The sequence below is a fragment of the Acidaminococcus hominis genome (genome assembly GCF_900291475.1).
GTDB lineage: Bacteria > Bacillota > Negativicutes > Acidaminococcales > Acidaminococcaceae > Acidaminococcus > Acidaminococcus hominis.
Map to the genome: position 1 here is coordinate 67,610 of NZ_OLMM01000001.1, position 19,693 is coordinate 87,302.

Annotated in this window: 19 protein-coding genes; all 19 read left to right on the top strand. The window is 54.2% G+C overall.

Features of this window, described 5'->3' with window-relative positions; all coding sequences use genetic code 11:
* Nucleotides 1–9: 9 nt before the first annotated feature.
* The 19 genes from topA (at nucleotide 10) to thrB (ending at nucleotide 19,671) form a co-directional block, all read left to right on the top strand.
* On the top strand, nucleotides 10–2,349 hold the full coding sequence (gene topA / locus C7E10_RS00295) for a type I DNA topoisomerase (protein ID WP_105325404.1): 2,340 nt from the start codon (nucleotides 10–12) through the stop codon (nucleotides 2,347–2,349).
* A 7-nt stretch (nucleotides 2,350–2,356) separates the two neighbouring features.
* On the top strand, nucleotides 2,357–3,670 hold the full coding sequence (gene trmFO, locus C7E10_RS00300) for a methylenetetrahydrofolate--tRNA-(uracil(54)-C(5))-methyltransferase (FADH(2)-oxidizing) TrmFO (RefSeq protein WP_105325405.1): 1,314 nt from the start codon (nucleotides 2,357–2,359) through the stop codon (nucleotides 3,668–3,670).
* 78 nt (nucleotides 3,671–3,748) lie between these two features.
* Complete coding sequence (gene xerC / locus C7E10_RS00305; protein ID WP_105325406.1) at nucleotides 3,749–4,666, top strand: tyrosine recombinase XerC; 918 nt, start codon at nucleotides 3,749–3,751, stop codon at nucleotides 4,664–4,666.
* A gap of 14 nt (nucleotides 4,667–4,680) precedes the next feature.
* A complete protein-coding gene (codY, locus tag C7E10_RS00310; RefSeq protein ID WP_105325407.1) occupies nucleotides 4,681–5,457 on the top strand; it encodes a GTP-sensing pleiotropic transcriptional regulator CodY in 777 nt (258 codons plus the stop codon).
* A 75-nt stretch (nucleotides 5,458–5,532) separates the two neighbouring features.
* Entirely contained in the window at nucleotides 5,533–6,162 is a 630-nt protein-coding gene (locus C7E10_RS00315) for a site-2 protease family protein (protein ID WP_105325408.1), read from the top strand.
* Between the two features lie 30 nt (nucleotides 6,163–6,192).
* Nucleotides 6,193–6,915 carry a segregation and condensation protein A gene (locus C7E10_RS00320; protein ID WP_105325409.1) on the top strand — a complete coding sequence of 241 codons (723 nt, stop codon included), beginning with the start codon at nucleotides 6,193–6,195 and terminating at the stop codon, nucleotides 6,913–6,915.
* The gene (gene scpB / locus C7E10_RS00325; RefSeq protein ID WP_105325410.1) at nucleotides 6,902–7,525 is read left to right on the top strand and encodes an SMC-Scp complex subunit ScpB; all 624 of its coding nucleotides are present in this window, start codon (nucleotides 6,902–6,904) and stop codon (nucleotides 7,523–7,525) included. The genes C7E10_RS00320 and scpB overlap by 14 nt, the downstream gene beginning before the upstream one ends.
* 13 nt (nucleotides 7,526–7,538) lie before the next feature.
* Nucleotides 7,539–8,267 (top strand): pseudouridine synthase, encoded by a 729-nt coding sequence (locus tag C7E10_RS00330; RefSeq protein ID WP_105325411.1) that lies wholly within the window; start codon nucleotides 7,539–7,541, stop codon nucleotides 8,265–8,267.
* Nucleotides 8,267–9,526, top strand: coding sequence for a BaiN/RdsA family NAD(P)/FAD-dependent oxidoreductase (locus C7E10_RS00335; protein ID WP_105325412.1), 1,260 nt, complete (start codon nucleotides 8,267–8,269; stop codon nucleotides 9,524–9,526). The genes C7E10_RS00330 and C7E10_RS00335 overlap by 1 nt, the downstream gene beginning before the upstream one ends.
* Nucleotides 9,523–10,206, top strand: a complete 684-nt coding sequence (gene cmk / locus C7E10_RS00340) for a (d)CMP kinase (protein WP_199614655.1) — start codon at nucleotides 9,523–9,525, stop codon at nucleotides 10,204–10,206. Before C7E10_RS00335 ends, cmk begins: the two co-directional genes overlap by 4 nt.
* Nucleotides 10,188–10,784, top strand: a complete 597-nt coding sequence (locus C7E10_RS00345; protein WP_105325414.1) for a lysophospholipid acyltransferase family protein — start codon at nucleotides 10,188–10,190, stop codon at nucleotides 10,782–10,784. Before cmk ends, C7E10_RS00345 begins: the two co-directional genes overlap by 19 nt.
* A gap of 3 nt (nucleotides 10,785–10,787) precedes the next feature.
* Nucleotides 10,788–12,824 carry a bifunctional 4-hydroxy-3-methylbut-2-enyl diphosphate reductase/30S ribosomal protein S1 gene (locus tag C7E10_RS00350; protein ID WP_105325415.1) on the top strand — a complete coding sequence of 679 codons (2,037 nt, stop codon included), beginning with the start codon at nucleotides 10,788–10,790 and terminating at the stop codon, nucleotides 12,822–12,824.
* A gap of 16 nt (nucleotides 12,825–12,840) precedes the next feature.
* Nucleotides 12,841–13,908 carry a type 2 isopentenyl-diphosphate Delta-isomerase gene (fni, locus tag C7E10_RS00355; protein WP_105325416.1) on the top strand — a complete coding sequence of 356 codons (1,068 nt, stop codon included), beginning with the start codon at nucleotides 12,841–12,843 and terminating at the stop codon, nucleotides 13,906–13,908.
* Nucleotides 13,909–15,240 (top strand): ribosome biogenesis GTPase Der, encoded by a 1,332-nt coding sequence (der, locus tag C7E10_RS00360; RefSeq protein ID WP_105325417.1) that lies wholly within the window; start codon nucleotides 13,909–13,911, stop codon nucleotides 15,238–15,240.
* A gap of 13 nt (nucleotides 15,241–15,253) precedes the next feature.
* Nucleotides 15,254–15,877 carry a glycerol-3-phosphate 1-O-acyltransferase PlsY gene (gene plsY, locus C7E10_RS00365; RefSeq protein WP_105325418.1) on the top strand — a complete coding sequence of 208 codons (624 nt, stop codon included), beginning with the start codon at nucleotides 15,254–15,256 and terminating at the stop codon, nucleotides 15,875–15,877.
* Between the two features lie 5 nt (nucleotides 15,878–15,882).
* Nucleotides 15,883–16,875: an NAD(P)H-dependent glycerol-3-phosphate dehydrogenase gene (locus tag C7E10_RS00370; RefSeq protein WP_105325419.1), complete on the top strand. Its 993-nt coding sequence runs from the start codon at nucleotides 15,883–15,885 to the stop codon at nucleotides 16,873–16,875.
* A 72-nt stretch (nucleotides 16,876–16,947) separates the two neighbouring features.
* Nucleotides 16,948–17,400, top strand: coding sequence for an ACT domain-containing protein (locus C7E10_RS00375; RefSeq protein ID WP_105325420.1), 453 nt, complete (start codon nucleotides 16,948–16,950; stop codon nucleotides 17,398–17,400).
* A gap of 16 nt (nucleotides 17,401–17,416) precedes the next feature.
* Nucleotides 17,417–18,736, top strand: a complete 1,320-nt coding sequence (locus tag C7E10_RS00380) for a homoserine dehydrogenase (RefSeq protein WP_105325421.1) — start codon at nucleotides 17,417–17,419, stop codon at nucleotides 18,734–18,736.
* A gap of 20 nt (nucleotides 18,737–18,756) precedes the next feature.
* Entirely contained in the window at nucleotides 18,757–19,671 is a 915-nt protein-coding gene (thrB, locus tag C7E10_RS00385; RefSeq protein ID WP_105325422.1) for a homoserine kinase, read from the top strand.
* The last annotated feature ends 22 nt before the right edge of the window (nucleotides 19,672–19,693 follow it).

Here is a 19,693-nt window from a genome sequence, read left to right on the forward strand (position 1 = left end):
GAGAAGAGAGTGACAAAAAATCTGGTCATCGTAGAGTCTCCTACGAAGTCGAACATCATTCAAAAATTCTTGGGCAAGAATTACACCGTCCGGGCCTCCATGGGCCACTTGCGGGATCTGCCCAAAAGCCAGTTTGGGGTAGATGTGGAGCATGACTTCACCCCCAAGTACATCAACATCCGGGGCAAGGGTCCCCTGATCAAGGAACTGCGGACCTTGGCCAAAAAGGCCGACAAAATTTATCTGGCAACTGACCCGGACCGTGAAGGGGAAGCCATTGCCTGGCATTTGGGCTATCTTTTGGGGGTAGGACCCCAGGACAAATGCCGGATTTCTTTCCATGAAATTACCCCTCAGGCCATCAAAGATGCCCTGAAGGATCCCCAAAATATCGACATGGACAAGGTGGACGCCCAGCAGACCCGTCGGATTCTGGACCGGATCGTAGGCTACCAGCTGAGCCCTCTCTTGTGGCGGAAAATCCGCAAGGGCCTCAGCGCCGGCCGTGTCCAGTCCGTAGCCGTCAAGATTATTTGCGACCGGCAAAAGGAAATCGACGAATTTGAGCCCCAGGAATACTGGACCAGCTCCGTAACCCTGGAGCCCAACGGCAAGCCACCGAAAATCCATGCGGACGTGAAAAAGAAAAACGGCGAAAAGCTGGAAATCCATAACCAGGAAGAAGCCAACGCCATTACCGAAGAACTCCAGCAGGTTTCCTACGCAGTGAAGGACTGCGCCGTGAAAGACCGGCAGCAGCGGCCGGCGGCTCCCTTTACCACCAGCTCCCTCCAGCAGGAAGCGGTAAAACAGCTGAGCTTTACCACCAAGCGCACCATGATGGTGGCCCAGCAGCTGTACGAAGGCCTGGACGTAGGCCAAAAGGGCGGCCCAGTAGGTCTTATTACCTACATGAGAACGGACTCCGTGCATCTGGCCGATACGGCAGTGGCGGAAATCCGGGACTATGTGGGTCAGAACTATGGGGATAAATACCTGCCCAAGACGCCCAACCACTACAGCAGCAAGAAAAACGCCCAGGAAGCCCACGAGGCCATTCGGCCCACCAGCGCGGCCCGGACGCCGGAATCGGTGGCGCCCTACCTGACAAGGGACCAGCTGCGGCTGTACACCCTGATCTGGAAGCGGACCATTGCCAGCCAGATGGCCAACAGCATCAGCAAGCTGACCACCCTCACCATTACCGGCGGCCCCTACGAACTGACGGCTTCTGGTTCCGTCATTACCTTTGACGGCTTCCGGGTGCTTAGCGGCCGGAAGGACGATGAAAAGGACAAAAAGGTACCGGCCCTGGAAAAGGGTACCCCTATGGAACTGGTGCAGGTGGACCCGGCGGTCCAGCACTTTACCGAACCGCCTCCGTACTTTACAGAAGCTTCCCTGGTAAAGGAACTGGAAGAAAAGGGTATCGGCAGGCCCAGCACCTATTCGCCCATTATCCAAACCATCCAGACCCGGGGCTACGTGGTCCGGGACGGCAAACGCCTTTTGCCCACGGAACTGGGCAAGACCACCATGGAAATGCTGAACCAGTACTTCTCCTATTTCATTGATGAAAAGTTCAGCGCCCACATGGAAGAAGAACTGGATGATATCAGTGAACATAAACGGGACAAGGAATCCGTGCTCAAGGAATTCTATGACCCCTTCGAAAAAGCTCTGAAAGTAGCCGATGAAAATATTCCCGTGGTGGAACAGCCGGTGATTGTCAGTGACGTGCAATGCGAAAAATGCGGCCGGATGATGGTGGTGAAGGAAGGGCGGCACGGCAAGTTCCTGGCCTGCCCGGGCTTCCCGGACTGCCGGAATACCAAGCCCATTGTGGTAAAAACCGGAGTGAAATGCCCCAAATGCGGCGGGGAAATCATCGAACGCCACAGCAAAACCGGCAAGCTGTTCTATGGCTGCCAAAGCTATCCCAACTGCGACTTTGTTTCCTGGGATAAACCCCTGCCGGAAAACTGCCCGGTGTGCGGCAGCATGCTGGTGGAACATACGGAACGCAATGGTAAGAAAATCATCAGTTGTTCCAATGAGAACTGCACCGAATTCAAGCTGCGCAAGCGGTCCGCCGCCAAAATTGCAGCGGCAGCCGGGGTTTCCAGCCCGGTAAAGGCCACGGCCAAAACTACTGCGGCAAAGAAAACCACGGCGGCAAAGAAAACTACTGCCAAGAAGACCACGGCGGCCAAAAAGACCACCGCCAAGAAAACTACAGCCAAGCGCACCACCAAAACGGCTGCGGCAAAGAGTACAGCGGGGGTCAAAAAGACCACCCGCACCCGAAAGAGCACGGCGTCTGCCGAGGCCCTGACGGCAGAGAAATGAGGTTAAGATGAACGTACATGTAATAGGCGCCGGACTGGCAGGCAGCGAAGCCACCTGGCAGCTGACCCGCCGGGGGATTCCGGTGATCCTCCACGAAATGCGGCCGGGGAAATCCGACCCGGCCCACCATACGGCCAATTTCAGCGAGCTGGTGTGCAGCAATTCCCTGCGGGCCAACAATATTGAAAACGCCGTAGGGCTGTTAAAGGAAGAAATGCGCCGGCTGGACTCCCTGATTATCCGGGAAGCGGATATCCATCAGGTTCCCGCCGGAGGCGCCCTGGCGGTGGACCGGGACGGTTTCAGCGCAGCCATTACCAAGGCCCTTCGGGAAAATCCCCTGGTGACGGTGGTGGAAGAAGAAATCACGGATTACAATTTCCCCGAGGAAGATATTGTGATTACAGCTTCCGGCCCTCTCACCAGCGACAAGCTGTCGGAGGCAATCCAGAAGCTGGTCCAAAAGGACTACTTCCACTTCTTTGATGCGGCGGCCCCCATTGTGACGGTGGATTCCCTGAATATGGACAAGGTGTACAAGGCCTCCCGCTACGACAAGGGGGAAGCGGCCTACTACAACTGCCCCTTTACCAAGGAAGAGTACCAGCACTTCTGGAACGAGCTGTGTCATGCCGAAACGGCAGCAGTCAAGGACTTTGAACACGGCAACGTGTTCGAGGCCTGCATGCCCATTGAGGAGATGGCTCTCCGGGGCGAAGAAACCATGCGGTTTGGCCCCTTAAAGCCCGTAGGTCTGCCGGACCCCAAAACCGGCAAGGACCCCTACGCCGTGGTGCAGCTGCGCCAGGACAACGGGGCAGGGACCCTGTACAATATTGTAGGGTTCCAGACCCATCTGCGCTGGCCGGAACAAAAACGGGTGTTCCGGCTGATTCCCGGCCTGGAAAACGCAGAGTTTGTCCGCTACGGGGTCATGCACAAAAACTCCTATTTGAACTCTCCGCTGCTTTTGAACCCGGATTATTCCCTCAGGGAGCATCCCCACCTGTACTTTGCCGGCCAGATGACCGGGGTGGAGGGGTATGTGGAATCCGCTGCTTCCGGACTGGCTGCCGGCATTTACGCCGCCCGGGCCATTGAGGGCAAGGAACCCTTTGTGTTCCCCAAGGAAACGGCCATTGGCGCCCTGTCCCAGTACATCAGCAACCCGGAAGTGAAGCACTTCCAGCCTATGAACATCAATTTTGGACTGATTGCTCCTTGGGATGGACCGAAAATTCGTGGCAAAAAAGAAAAAAATGCGGCAATTTCGCAACGGAGTCTTACTATTCTGGAAAATTTGCTAAAATCTCTTGCATGATTGAATAGTTTGTGATAATATGAATTGTCAAGAAATACCTTAAATTTGTACAATTCAAGAGCTGCTTCGGAGGCTAGCATGAAGAACAGTGCGTCCAAGGATCCGCTGGTGAAAAAGTTCCTGAACTACCTGACGGTGGAGAAGGACGATTCACCCCTTACGATCATCAACTATGAAGCAGACATCTGCCAGTTCGCCCAGTATATGGCGGACAAGGGCAAGGTTCTTGAATGGTCGCAAATTTCTCTGCTTGACATTCGCGGCTATTTGGCCGCCATGCACAAGGAAGAATTGGCCAGGCGGACCATTGCCCGGCGCATTTCTGCCCTTCGCTCCTTTTACCGGTTTTTAAGGAGGGAAGGCGTCATCAAGACCAATCCTTTTGCCAAGGTACGAACGCCCAAACTGGAGAAAAAGCTGCCCGTATTTTTGGAAGAATTTGAAATCAATCTGCTTCTGAAAATGCCGGACGTGACAACTTTGTTGGGCAAACGGGACAGGGCCATCTTGGAAACGCTGTACTCTACTGGGTGCCGGGTTTCCGAACTGGTGGGACTGACCTTGGATCGGATTGACCTGGGAAACCGGTATGTGCTGTTATTAGGGAAAGGGAACAAAGAAAGGCTGGTTCCCCTAGGACACCCCTGCGTACAGGCCATCACCCATTATCTGGAAGAATGCCGCAGGCATCTGATGAAAAAATATCAGGTGCGTGAACATTCCATCCTTTTTGTCAACAGCCGGGGTACGCCGCTGACCGCCAGAAGCGTCAGACGCATCCTGGACAAATACGTTGAAATGACAGCCTTACAAAAACATGTCAGCCCGCATACTATCCGGCACACCTTTGCTACCCATTTGTTGGAGCACGGGGCGGATCTGCGGTCTGTACAGGAATTATTAGGACATGCCAGCTTGTCGACTACGCAAATCTATACTCACGTTACTGCGGAGCATTTGACAGCTGAATATGAAAAACATCATCCACGGGCCTAACAGGAGGGACTATTATGCTTGCTTTACTTGAAAAAACACGTATGATCAACAAATTGTTACAAAACACCGAGACTGTCAGCTACAAAAAAATGGCTGAAGTGCTGAAGGACGTCATCAAAGCCAACATCTACATCGTTTCCAGCAACGGGGAACTTTTGGGTTACTCCATTCTGGATGGTTTTGAATGCGAACTGATGATTAAGAAAGTACTGGATGTGGGCCGTTTCCCTGATTCTTATGTGAAATGGCTGGAAGGCATCCGGGAAACTTCCTCCAACTATCGTCTGGTGAAGAATATGTGCGCCTTCAGCGAAGACACCAAGTGCCTGTTCGAAAGCAAGTTCACCACGGTAGTTCCCATCTTCGGCAACGGCGTTCGTCTGGGTACCTTGATTCTGGGCAAGTTCAAGAAGGAATTTGTAGATTCCGACCTGCTGCTCAGTGAATATGCTGCTACGGTTATTGGTATGCAGCTGCTCCACGACAAGGCCCTGAATATTGAAGAAGCTTCCCGGAAGAAAGCCATGGTACAGATTGCCTTCTCCAACCTGTCCTACAGCGAACTGGAAGCCATTTCTGAAATTCTGAAAGCTCTGCCGGGCAACGAAGGCCTGCTGGTCGCCAGCAAGATTGCTGACCAGGCCGGCATCACCCGGAGCGTCATTGTCAACGCCCTGCGTAAATTCGAAAGTGCCGGCGTTCTGGAAACGGAATCCCTGGGCATGAAGGGCACGTACGTACGGATCCTGAATGAATACCTGCGGGATGGCTTGAAGGAACATCGCAAATAAAATATGTGCAAAAACAGGGTCAATCTGCTCTAGGGGCACTTTGGCCCTGTTTCTATAAAGAAAGGATTTGCCTCTATGTTAGGAATGGATGCCACGATACTTTTTCGGATTCCGGCCCTGCTTCTGACCATTACCGTGCATGAATACGCCCACGGCGCCATGTCGGCCAGCCTGGGAGATCCCACGCCGGAAATGGACGGCAGACTGACCATGAATCCTTTGGCCCATCTGGACCTGGTAGGGTCCCTGATGCTGCTTTTGGTGGGCTTTGGCTGGGCCAAGCCTGTGCGAATCGATCCCCGGTACTACGCCAATCCCCGTTCGGGACAGCTGAAGGTGGCCTTTGCCGGCCCCGGCAGCAACCTGTTTCTGTGCTTTGTGGCCATGGCCCTGCAATTTTTGATGGTCCGGTTCATGAATCCCGGCAGCGGGGTGATGTTGTTCTTGAATTGGCTGATGATGTACAATGTCTGGTTCGCTTTTTTCAACCTGATTCCCATTCCGCCCATGGATGGGTACCAGATTCTCCGCAACTGGCTGCCTTTTACCACGGCTATGCGCTATGAGAGCCTGCTGGGACCCTACAGCACCCTTATCTTGATTGCCCTATGCTTTACGGGTATAATTGGAGTGATTGTATCCCCTCTTGCCAGTCTGTATCTCAGTCTGTGCCACAGTATCCTGAACCTGCTCTTCTTTTTTTAAGTTTGTTCAGGCAAGACAAGGAATGACTTCATGGCAGCTTATACGGTAAAATTGGCGGATTTTCAAGGTCCTTTGGACCTGTTGGTCCACCTGATTGAAAAAGATAAAATCGATATTTACGATATTCCCATTGTTTCCATTACGGAGCAGTACATCGCCTATCTGAATACCCTTCAGGAGTATGACCTGGACGTGGCCAGCGAGTTTCTTCTGATGGCGGCTATGCTGCTGCAGATCAAGTCCCGAATGCTGCTCCCCAAGGAAAAGGACGTGGAAGAAGAGGAAGAGGATCCCCGGACCATGCTGGTGGAGATGCTGGTGGAATACCGACGCTTCAAAAAGCGGGCGGTGCTGCTGCGCCAGTGCCTGGACAAGGCCAGCCTGTGCTGGAGCCGGGAGCCTGCACCGGCACCCCGGCAGCAGCAAAAGGTGAAGCGCTACTATCTGGGGGACCTGCTGCGGGCCCTGGCCAACCTATTCCCGGAACGGGAACAGGAGCAGCCCATTATTCCCCGGCAGGAATTCCACGTGCAGGACAAGATGGATGATATTATGGGAATGCTGGAAAATCGGCAGAAAGGACTGTCATTCCAGCAGGTGCTGAAGAATAAGGCCAGCCACAGCGAGGTCATTGCCTCGTTCCTGGCCATCCTGGAACTGCTTCGGCTGCAGAAAATCTGCATCCGCCAGGATCAGCCCTTTGCGCCGATTACCCTATCGAAACGGGAGGAGGGTGCGTATGGCACTGCATAAGCTTGGCAAACTGGAAGCGCTGCTGTTTGCTTCCGGCCAGCCCCTTTCCCTGGAAAAAATGGCAGGGGCCCTGGCCCTTACCCAGGCCCAGACTGCGGACCTGCTGGAGGAGCTCCAGCATGGGTACCAGGAGGCGGACCGGGGGCTGACCCTGCGCAAGGCCGCCGGAGGCTGGCAGCTGGTGACCAAGGAAGAAGCGGCTCCGGTGCTCCAGATCCTTTACGAGCAGCAGGAACAGAAGCTGTCCACGGCGGCTATGGAAACATTGGCCATTGTGGCTTTTAAGCAGCCGGTGACCAAAAGTGAAATGGAAGCCATCCGGGGGGTGAAGGTGGACGGGGTATTAAATACCCTGACGGACTTGGGGCTGATTACCGAGGTGGGCCGGAAGGAAGTTATCGGCAAGCCCATTTTGTACGGTACCACGGATCGGTTTTTGACCACCTTCGGTTTTAATACCCTGGCCGATTTGCCGGATATTCCGGACGAAATCCTGGAGCAGAAACTGTTCCCGGAGGAGGGGGAGGAAGTCTTGGAGCTGGAGAGCTCTGAGGACGCCCCGGAAGAAAATGAACACCCGGCTGGGGAAGAACCCCAGCAGAAAGCATAGAATAGGACAACAAATGGAAGAGAAACTGGAAAGACTGCAAAAGGTAATGGCTGCGGCAGGGATTGCGTCCCGCCGGGAATGCGAAAAAATGATTCAGGCCGGACGGGTCCAGGTCAACGGGAAAACCGTTACCGAACTGGGAACCAAGGTGGGGCCCAAGGCCTTCATCACCATTGACGGCAAGGGCCTGCGGCCTACGAAAAAACGGTATATTCTCCTGTACAAGCCCCGGGGCGTGGTGACCACCATGAAGGATCCCCAGGGCCGCCGGACGGTGGCTGAGATGCTGGAAGGCGTACGGGAACGGCTGTACCCGGTGGGGCGGCTGGATTACCAGACCGAGGGACTGCTGCTGATGACCAACGATGGGGAACTGGCCCAGAAAATGACCCACCCCAGCCACCATGTGAACAAGACCTACGAGGTCACGGTCAAGGGCAAGGTTCCAGAAGAAAAGCTGGACATCCTGCGCATGGGCGTACCCCTGGAAGACGGGCTGACTGCTCCGGCCCTGGTGTACGTGAAGGGCTATGACCCGGAAAAGAATTTGACGCTGTTTACCGTGACCATCCACGAAGGCCGGAACCGGCAGGTGCGCCGGATGTGCGATTTCATTGGCTTCCCGGTAAACAAGCTGAAACGGGTCCAGATTGCCAGTCTTACCCTGGAAGGGCTCAAAAAGGGTGAGTACCGGGAACTGGAACCGGAAGAAGTGGAAGCCCTGCAGAGGCTGGTGAAATAATGAACAAGGTAGTAATAGTCGGAGCCGGGGCAGCGGGCCTGATGGCCGGCATTGCAGCCGGTGCAGCAGGCGCCCAGGTGACGCTTTTGGAAAAAATGGGGCAGGCCGGCCGGAAGCTGATGATTACCGGCAAGGGCCGCTGCAACGTTACCAACGCCTGCACCATGCAGGAAATGATAGCCATGCTTCCCGGCAACGGAAAATTCCTGTTTGGGGCGTTCCATAAATTTACCAACCAGGATATGATGGACCTGTTGGAACGCAATGGGCTACCACTCAAGGTAGAGCGGGGCGGCCGGGTGTTCCCCCAAAGCGATAAGGCCATCGATGTGGTGAATACCCTGGAAAAAATCCTCCGTTCCTACGGGGGAAAGATTCTGCTCCATAAGAAAGTTTCCCAGCTGAAGCTGGTGAACGGCAAGGTGGTTGGGGTGGAGGACACGGAAGGCAAGCTTTACCGGGCGGACGCGGTGATTATTACCACCGGCGGCGCCTCCTATCCCCGGACCGGTTCTACCGGCGATGGTTATGCCCTGGCCAAAGAGGCCGGCCATACCATTATCCCTCCCACCGGCGCCCTGGTGCCGCTGGAGAGCGACGACGAGGACGTAAAGAAACTTATGGGTCTGTCCCTGCGCAACGTCCGGGCCAGCCTTTTGGAACAGGACAAGGTGCTGGCCCAGGAATTTGGGGAAATGCTCTTTACCCATTTTGGGGTATCGGGGCCCATTATCCTGTCGCTGAGTCGGACGGCGTCGGAATGCTGGAAAAAGAATCCTAAGGCGCTGCTGGACCTGTCCATCGATTTAAAGCCGGCACTAACGCCGGAACAGTTGGACAACCGGATCCAGCGGGACTTTGTGAAATACAGCAGAAAACAATTGAAGCATGGGTTGGACGATTTGCTGCCCCAGAGCCTGATTCCTGTGATTATCGACCGGGCGGTCCTGAACCCGGAGCAGCCGGTGAACCAGATTACCCGGAAGGAACGGCTGCGGCTGGTCCAGACCCTGAAGCAGTTTACGGTGCCCCTGACGGGTACCCGGCCCCTGGCGGAAGCCATTGTCACCGCCGGCGGGGTCAATACCAAGGAAGTCAGTCCCAGTACCTTCGCCTCCAAACTGGTTCCCAACCTGTATTTTGCCGGTGAAGTGCTGGACGTAGATGGATATACCGGCGGCTATAACCTGCAGGCAGCCTTTTCATCGGGCTACGTGGCAGGAACTGAGGCCGCCCAAGGAAAAGAGGAATCTCTGTGAAAAAGATCATCATTGCCATTGACGGCCCTGCCGGCGCCGGCAAAAGCACCATCGCCAAAAAGGTGGCTGCCCAACTGGGCTATGCCTACATCGATACCGGTGCCATGTACCGGACGGTAACCCTGCGGTTTTTGGCCAAACAGCTGCCTTTTTCGGAAGAAACAGTAACAGAGCTGGCCAAACAGGTAAAAATCACTTTTCGTTTCGCAGACGGGCTAAACCGGGTCTTTGAAAGCGGGGAAGAAGTGACGGAAGCCATCCGCTCCTTGGAAGTGACCCAGCACGTGTCCCAGGTGGCTGCCGTTGGCGGCGTCCGGGCGGCCATGGTGGAAGCCCAGCGGGAAATCGGGGCCCAGGGCGGCGTAGTAATGGACGGCCGGGACATTGGCACGGTGGTATTTCCCCAGGCTGAGCTGAAGGTGTTTCTTACCGCTTCCGTGGAGGAACGGGCCAACCGCCGCTACCTGGAGATGAAGGAAAAAGGCCAGGACGTGGACCTGGAAGATTTGAAACAACGGATTGCCCAGCGGGATCATCTTGATGAAACCCGGGAAATCTCGCCTCTGCGCTGCGCAGAGGATGCGGTGTACTTGGATTCCACCCAACTGTCCATTGATCAGGTAACCGATCAAATTATCGCTTTGGCAAGGAAGGTTCTAGCATGTGGTACCGTTTCGTAAAAATAATTTTCTCCGTCCTGTTTCGGATTATTCTTAGGCTCAAGATTATCGGCCGGGAAAATATTCCCATGGAAGGTCCGGTAGTGATTGCCAGCAATCATATGAGCCTGTTGGATCCGCCGGTGGTAGGGACGGCCTCGTCCCGGCCCGTGAATTTCATGGCCAAGTCCGAGCTGTTTGTACCCGTTCTGGGGGCCCTGTACAGCTCCCTGGGAGCGTTCCCTGTGCACCGGGGAGCCGCCGATTCCCACGCCATTAAGCACGCTCTGTTGCTGTTAAAGAACAAGCAGGTGCTGGGGATTTTCCCGGAAGGCCACCGGATGCCAGAAGGTCATTTGGGCAAGGCAGCTCCGGGCGCCCTGGCCATTGCCATTAAGGGTAAGGCCACGGTAGTGCCTACGGCCATTATCGGCAGTGACCTGAAGCACCGGAAAACCTTCTGGCCCAAGGTCACCGTGGTTTTTGGCAAACCGTTGTCCATGGAAAACCAGGACGGAAATAAAGTAAAAGTGGAGGAACTCAGTGAGCGGCTCATGGCCCAAATTGCGGCGATGATTGAAGCCCACCGGGAAAAATAATCTATGGAAATTTATGTAGCAGACCCCTGCGGATTTTGTTATGGTGTAAAAAGGGCGGTTGACATTGCACAAACCCCCATAAAAGGGTATAATGATAGTATTGCCACTCTGGGTGAATTGGTACATAATCCCCGCGTTGTAAAAAAACTAGAGCAACAAGGCGTTCTATGTAAGGAGAAGCTGGCTGATTTCTCGGCTGGTGATGTTGTCATATTCAGATCCCATGGGGTTGGGCCCGACGTTTATGCGGAGGCCCAACAGCGTGGATTACACGTCGTCGATGCCACTTGTCCTCATGTGCTGAAAGCACAAAAAACGGCTGCCGAACTGGCCAGTGAAGGTCGTTTTGTGATTATCATTGGGGAAAAGCGTCATCCTGAGGTGCAAAGTATTAAGGCTTGGGCAGGGCAGGATTCCCTGGTCATCGAAACTTCTGATGACCTGGTATCTCTTCCTGTAAAAGATAAGTATGGGGTAGTCAGCCAGACAACTTTTGAAGCTGAGAAGTTTAACCTTCTGCTTCGTATGGCTCAAGAGAAATGCCCGGGAGACTACAAAGTGGTGCGCACCATCTGTACTGCCACAGCAGACAGACAAGGCGCTGCACGGGAACTGGCAGGCAAGGTTGACGTATTCTTCGTGTTTGGCGGCAAGAACAGCGCCAACACCAGACATCTGTACGACATTGCTGCAAGTCTGAATCCCCGTTCTTATCACTTACAGGACGCCAGTGAGATTACTGCATCCATGCTGGCCGGAGCAGGAAAAATAGGCATTACTGCTGGTGCATCTACACCGCAGGAAATTATTGAGGAGGCTATTGGAACTATGGAAACAATGGAAAGTTTGTTGGGCGAACAGGAGAGCATGAAATTACACATTGGCATGATTGTGGAAGCTACGGTGGTAGCTGTAACTTCCGATGAAGTCGTCGTTGACTTCGGCTATCAAAGTGAAGGGTCTGTGGCCTTCGACCAATGGACTTTGGGCGGTACCAAGGAAACCGTAGCCCCCACCGTTAAAGTTGGCGACAAAGTGACCCTGAAGGTTATTGCCAGCGAAAACCAAGATGGTTTGGTTGTTCTGTCCAGAACCAAAGCTGAAGCTGATCAAGCTTGGCTGAAACTGCCGGAACAATTGGCAGAAGTAAAGACTGTTACGGTCAAAGGCCTGAGAGCAGTAAAGGGCGGTTTGACTGTTTCCTATAATGGTTTGACTGGCTTTATCCCTGCATCCCACCTGGACCTGAAACATGTGGATGATGTGAAGGAATATGAAGGCAAGGAACTGGAAGTTGCCCTGCTGGAAATCAACCCTGAAAAGAAACGTCTGGTATTCTCCCGCAAGAACGTCCTGAGAGAAGAACGGGCTGCCAAGAACCAGGCTTACAAGGAAGAACGCGCTCGTCGTGAAGAAGAACGCCATGAAGCTTTGGAAAAAGCTTTCGAAACCTTCCATGAAGGCGAAACGGTGGAAGGTACCATTAAGAGCATTGTTGACTTCGGTATGTTTGTGGAAATCGCTCCGTTCGTACAGGGCCTGGTACACATCTCCGAAATCTCCTGGGACCGCAGCGTGAAACCGGCTGACCTGTACAAAGTTGGCGACAAGGTAAACGTTTACATCAAAGGCTTGGATCAGGAAAAAGGCCGTATCAGCCTGTCCATCAAAGCTCTGCAGGAAGACCCCTGGGAAGCTGCTGCCAAAGACATCAAAGTTGGCGATGTTGTAACCGGTAAAGTGGTACGGTTCCTGCCCTTCGGCGCAATCGTTAAACTGAACGAAGAAAACGAAGGCATGATCCACATCTCCGAAATCGCTGAACAGCGCATTGAAAAACCGGAAGATGTTCTGGAACTGGGCCAGGAAGTTAAAGTAAAGGTGCTGCGTGTTGACACCGAACATAAGAAAATTGCTTTGAGCATCACCAAAGCCAAAGAAGACGCTGAAAAAGCTGAAATGCGTCAATACCTGGGCAAGAAGGGCACTCTGTCCCAAGGCCTGGGCGAAAAGCTGGCTGAAGCCGAAGCTGAAAAATAAGAGGAGTTCGTACTAGATGAAAAGCCGGGAGAGTCGTAAACTAGATCATATCAGGTATGCAGTAAGCCTCGAGGATGGTCCTTGCGCCACCGGCTTTTCTGATATACGGGTCATGCATAACTGTCTGCCCCGGGTGAATCGTGATAAGGTAAGCCTTGTCACGGCTTTGCCCGGGGTTGGGCCGTTATCCAACCCTGTGATTCTCAATGCTATAACAGGCGGAGCCGGTCCGGTGAAAGCCATCAACGAGCAACTGGCGCTGGTGGGCCGGGAGACTGGGTGTGCTATGGCTGTGGGGTCCCAATATGGGGCGGTAAGGTCCCAGCTGCATGACGATACTTTTTCTGTGGTTCGCAAGCTTTACCCCAAGGGCATCCTGTTTGCCAATATCAGTGCCCTGGCCACCGTGGACGAAGCACGGCGGGCAGTGGCTATGATTGAGGCCCAGGGGCTGCAAATCCACCTGAATCCAGCCCAGGAGCTGGCCATGGAGGAGGGGGACCGGGACTTTAGCCGGTGGAGTGAGCATATTGCCCAAATCTGCCAGAAGGTGGAAGTACCCGTCATTGCCAAGGAAACGGGCTGCGGTATGGCCCGGGAGCAGGCTCAGGAACTGCTGGACTGCGGGGTCACCCTATTAGATATTGGGGGCGCCGGCGGTACCAATTTTCCTGCCATTGAAGGCTGCCGCTATCCGGAAGGCAACCGGGAACTGGCGGAGTGGGGCATTCCCACCGCGGTTTCCCTTGCGGAAGTGGTGGGCGTGAGAGGCTGGCAGCAGGGCATCATTGCGTCGGGCGGTATCCGTTCGGCCCTGGATATCCTGAAGGCACAGCTTTTGGGCGCCAATGCGGTAGGCATGGCCGGAAATGTGCTGAAGTGGGTAGTGGAAGACGGTACAGAAGCCGCCATTACCCGGATGAAACAGTGCCTGGAGGCACTGAAGGACTTTTATGCCCTGACAGGCTGTGAGCAGATAGGCCAGCTCCGGCAGGTCCGTTACTATGTAACGGGTGAACTGGCAGAGGCCCTCCGCTGGTTATCCCAGGATGAACCGGAGAATATAAGCGAAAGAGGAATTTAAATGAGTAAACCCATAGTTGCCATTGTCGGCAGACCCAATGTCGGCAAATCAACGCTGTTTAATATATTTGCAGATAGCCGGATTTCCATTGTGGAAGATACCCCCGGGGTTACCCGGGACCGTCTGTACGCAGATGCAGAATGGCTGGACCGGAAGTTCACCATGGTGGATACGGGCGGTATCGAAATGCAGAATACCGACTCCATCGCGGTTTCCATCCGGCAGCAGGCAGAAATTGCCATTAAGGAAGCAGACGTCATCTTGTTTGTCTGCGATGCCCGTACCGGCATTACCATCGATGACGAGGAAGTGGCCAAGATGCTGCGCCAATCCCGGAAACCGGTGGTACTGGCTGTAAACAAGGCTGATACCCCCAAACAGGAAAACGATGCCTACGAATTCTATAATCTGGGCATTGGTGAACCTTACATGATTTCCGCTTCCAACCGCCTGAACCTGGGCGATTTGCTGGATGCGGTGGTAGAGAAGTTCCCCCCTGCCTCGGATGATGACGACGATAACGACGATGTAATCAAGGTTGCCATTATCGGCCGCCCTAATGTAGGCAAATCTTCCATCTTTAACGATATTATTGGCCAGACCCGGTCCATTGTCAGTGACGTGGCCGGCACCACCCGGGACGCCATTGACGTACCGGTGATGAAAGATGGCCAGACCTATCTGTTCATTGATACCGCTGGTATGCGCCGGAAGGGCAAAATCGATGAACCCATCGAAAAATACAGCATTATCCGTACCCTCCGGGCCGTGGACCGGTCCGACGTAGTGCTCATGGTGCTCAGCGCCGTGGAAGGCATTACCGAACAGGATAAGAAGATTGCAGGCTATGCCCACGAAGCCGGCAAAGGCATTGTCATCGTGGTAAACAAGTGGGACCTGTACCCCAACAAGGGCAACAATTCCACGGTGGAATTTACCGATAAGGTCTACAAGGAACTGATTTTCATGCCCTATGCCAACATTGCTTTCGTGTCGGCCCTGACCCAGCAGCGGATTTCCCGGCTGCCGGAAATGATCAAGGACGCTGCCGAAGCCAACAGCATGAGAATTTCCACTTCCGTCCTGAACCAGGTGATTACCGACGCTGTGGCGATGAACCAGCCACCCCAGGAAAAGGGCAAGCGCCTGAAGATTTTGTATACCACTCAGGTGAAGGTCAAACCGCCTACCTTCGTGATTTTCTGCAACGAACCGGAGATTATGCACTTCTCCTACCAGCGGTATCTGGAAAACAAGCTGCGGGAAGCCTTTGGCTTCAGAGGCACCCCCATCAACATCATTGTCCGGGGCAAGAATGAGGACAACCAGTAAGGCGGGATAAACCATGGATTATGTAATTGGTATTCTGATTGGTTATCTGCTGGGCTCCATTCCCTGCGGCCTGGTCCTGGTGAAAGCCGTCTGCGGGATTGATATCCGGGACTATGGCAGCCACAACATTGGCGCCACCAACGTTTTCCGTACGGTGGGGGCTCGGATGGCTTCCTTCGTGCTTTTGGGGGATTTGGGCAAGGGAGCACTGGCCCTATGCCTGACCAACCATCTGGTTTCCAGTGATCTTGGGGTGCTGTTGGCCACGGCCGTTGCGGCCCTGGCTGGCCATAGCTTTTCCCTGTTCCTTCATTTTAAGGGGGGTAAAGGGGTTGCTACCGGCCTTGGCATCCTGCTGTACTTTATGCCGGAAGTTTCTGTGTTTGCCCTGACCCTGTGGCTGGCTATTGTGTATGTGAGCCGCTACGTTTCCCTGGGCTCCATTGCGGCGGCGTTTGCCACCCCTCTGGCAGCCTATTATCTGGGCTATGACTACCGGCTGGTGGTTTTCACGGCTTTTTGTGCGGCTGTGATTATCGCCCGGCATTACGAAAATATGGTCCGTTTGGTCAACGGTACCGAAAACAAAATAAAACAAGGTCATTTTTCCAAGAAGAACAACACGCCAAAGGAGTAAGCTTTATGAAAATTGCTGTTATTGGCGCTGGCAGCTGGGGAACCGTCCTGGCTCAGATTCTGGCAGACAACGGACACGAAGTCTGCCTCTGGGCCCGGAATCCCCAAAAGGCTGACCAGATCCAACGTACTCGGAGAAACCAAGATTACCTTCCGGATTTGGAACTTTCTCCTTCCATTTTGGTAACCCATGACCTGCAGCAAACCATCGAACGAGCCTCTGTGCTCGTTTTTGTCGTTCCATCCAAAGGAATGGCTGCGGTGGCCCAGCAGGCCGCGGCCTTTACCGACTGCCGGGAGCAGATTCTCCTTTCCTGTACCAAAGGGTTTGACCTGGCTACAGGGAAGCTGATGACGGATATTCTGGAAGAAACGTTCCCCCAGGCCAAAGCGGTGGCAGCGCTCAGCGGCCCCAACCTGGCCAAGGAAATTGCCAAGCGGCAGCCCGCTGCTTCCGTCATTGCCTGCAAGGATTTGAAAATTGCCAAGGCTTTGCAGAAGATTTTTATCAATGGATATTTCCGGCCCTACACCAGCCGGGACGTTATCGGGGTAGAGCTGTGCGGCTGCAGCAAGAACTGCATTGCCCTGGTCAGCGGCATTCTGGCCGGCCTGGGCTTTGGGGAAAACAGCCAGGCAGGACTCATTACTCGTGGCCTGGCGGAAATCACCCGCCTGGGGGTGAAAATGGGCGCCAAACGGGCTACTTTCTCCGGCCTTGCCGGGGTGGGGGACCTGGTGGCTACCTGCAGCAGCCCCCTGAGCCGGAACCGTTCCGCAGGGGTGGCCCTGGCCCAGGGCAAGAGCCTGGAAGAAATTACCCAGGGAACCCATATGGTCATCGAAGGCATCAATGCGGCGCCGGTGGTGCGGCAGCTGGCCCTGGCCCATGGGGTGGAAATGCCCATTATTGAGCAGCTGTACCAGGTACTTTTTGCCAAAAAGTCCGTGGAGATAGCCATTGCAGATTTAATGAAACGGGTTGCCAAGAAAGAGTAGTATTTTTAGAAGACTTGTGTTATAATGTCTACCTAAGAAGGATAAAAATTCTTATGAAAAGGATAGAGGCCGATGAACAACGATAAAAAATCCGAATTTTACCTGGTAAGAGAAGAAATTCTGCCGGAAGCTATCAAAAAGACCATTATGGTCAAAGAAATCTTGAAACGGGGCAAAATGAGGACGGTCAATGAAGCCGTAGCCAAGGTGGGCTTGAGCCGGAGCGCCTACTACAAGTATAAGGACTACGTGTTCCCGTTCTACGATGCCAGCAAGGAAAAGGTGATCACCATTTCCCTGCTGCTGGAACATAAGCCCGGGGTACTGTCCAGCGTACTGAATACCATTGCCGGCGACGGGGGCAGCGTCATCACCATCAACCAGGGGGTTCCCCTGCAAGGTGTTGCCAACACCACCATTTCTGTAGAAACCAAGTACCTGACCATTGACATGGAAGCTTTGCTGGACAAACTGCGTCTCATTGACGGAGTAAAACGCCTGGACGTATTGGGACAGGTGGACTAAAGGGGATCGATTTGCGATGAAAAAGGAAATCAATATTGGCTTATTGGGCGCTGGCACGGTAGGCGGCGGCGTCATCCTGGTTTTGAAAAACAACTGCGCACTGATTACGGAACGGGTGGGGGTTCCTGTCCGTATTAAGACTGTTCTGGCACGTCACCCGGAAAAGGTCACCGCGCTGGACCCCACCTTGAAAACCACGGACAACATCGAAGACATTATTGGGGATCCGGATATCGACATTGTGGTAGAGCTGATTGGCCGGGAGCATCCTGCCCTGGACTATATGCTGGCTGCCCTCAGGGCCGGGAAAAATGTTGTAACAGCCAATAAGGACGTAGTAGCCGAGCACGGCAAGGAACTCTTTGACCTGGCGGCAGAAAAACACGTGGATTTCCTTTTTGAGGCTGCGGTAGCAGGAGGCATTCCCATTATCCGTCCGCTGAAGGAATCTTTGGCGGCCAACCGGATTGACCAGATTATGGGCATCATCAACGGCACCACCAACTATATGCTGACCAAAATGACCGAGGACCATATGGACTTTGCAGAAGTCCTGAAGGAAGCTCAGGATAAGGGCTACGCCGAGTCCGACCCCACCGCCGATGTAGGCGGCTGGGACGCTGCCCGGAAACTGGCTATCCTGGCCTCCATCGGCTTCAACAGCCGGGTGTCCCTGAAAGATGTCAGCGTGGAAGGCATTGAGAAGGTATCCCTGCGGGATATCGAATACGCCGACGAGCTGGGCTACGTGGTGAAGCTTTTGGGTATTGCCAAGCAGAAAGAAGGCAAGGGCATCAGCGTCCGGGTACATCCCACCATGCTGCCGAAGAACCATCCTTTGGCCACCGTTAATGATGTGTTTAACGCCGTCTTCGTTAAAGGCGAACCGGTGGGCGAAACCATGTTCTTTGGCCAGGGAGCCGGCCGGATGCCTACTGCCAGCGCTGTCTGCGGGGATATCCTGGAATCCACCCGGAATATTCTCCACGGCTGCACCGGCCGGGTAGGGTGCACCTGCTACGAGCAGAAACCCTTTATGGGCCCCAAAGACATCTACTCTCCCAGCTACGTACGTATGCTGGTGCAGGATCGGCCCGGTGTCTGGGCCGCCATTGCCACCGCTTTCGGTGACAACGAAGTCAGCTTGAAGACCGTTGTGCAAAAACGCTCCCTGGGGAACCTGGCAGAAATCGTGGTAATTACCCACGGGGTCTCCGAATATGCCCTGCGCAAGGCTGAAAAAGCCCTGTCCAACCTGAGTGTGGTCTCCCGGATCTGTAACATCATCCGGGTAGAAGACGACAGCCTGAACGAACAGCTGAAAGAGCAAAACTAAACCGAAAGGTCTTGGATACAATGGCAGCAATACGCAAGGTCACTGTACGGGTCCCTGCCACTTCCGCTAACTGCGGACCGGGCTTTGACTGCCTGGGACTGGCCTGCACCTTGTACAATACCTTTACTTACGAAATGATTCCGGAGGGAATCGTGATTGAAGCCCTGGGTCAGGACGCAGGGCTTTTGCCCCAGGGGAAAAACAACCTGGCGGCGGAATCCTTTTATATCCTGTGGGATAAATTGGGTCAGCCGGCTACGGGCATCAAAATCACCTCGGAAACCCAGGTGCCGGTTTCCCGGGGCCTGGGCAGCAGCTCCACCGCTGTGGTAGCCGGCCTGATGGCCGCCAACGCCTTGGCAGGGTCTCCCCTTGGCCAGGCAGACCTGGTGACGGAGGCTACCCTTATTGAAGGCCATCCGGACAATGTGGCGCCTGCAATTTTGGGCGGCATGACCATCAATGTCATGGAGGAGGGAAAAGTACGGAGCTTGAAACTGGCCCCGGCCAAACCTCTGAAACTGGTGGTCTTGGTGCCGGATATGCAGCTTTCCACGGCCAAAGCCCGGGCAGCCATGCCCAAGGCTATTTCCGTGCGGGATTCTGTGTACTCCACCAGCCGGGCTGCCCTCCTGATTGGCGCCCTGGCCACCGGCCGCTATGAATTCCTTTCTACGGCCTTGCAGGACAAGATTCATACGCCTTACCGGCTGCCTCTGATTCCAGGGGCCCAGGAGGCGTTAAAACGGGCTCAGGAGGCCGGAGCGTACCAGGCTGTTATCTCTGGTTCCGGCTCCACGCTCATGGCTTATGCGCCAGTTGACGCAGATCTGGAGACCATTGGCAGGGCCATGCGTGAGCCCTTTACGAAACGTAAGATTGACACCACGGTGCACCTTTTGGACCTGGATTTTGAGGGCGCAAAAATTTTTTAAAAAAGTTTTGGAAAAACGCTTG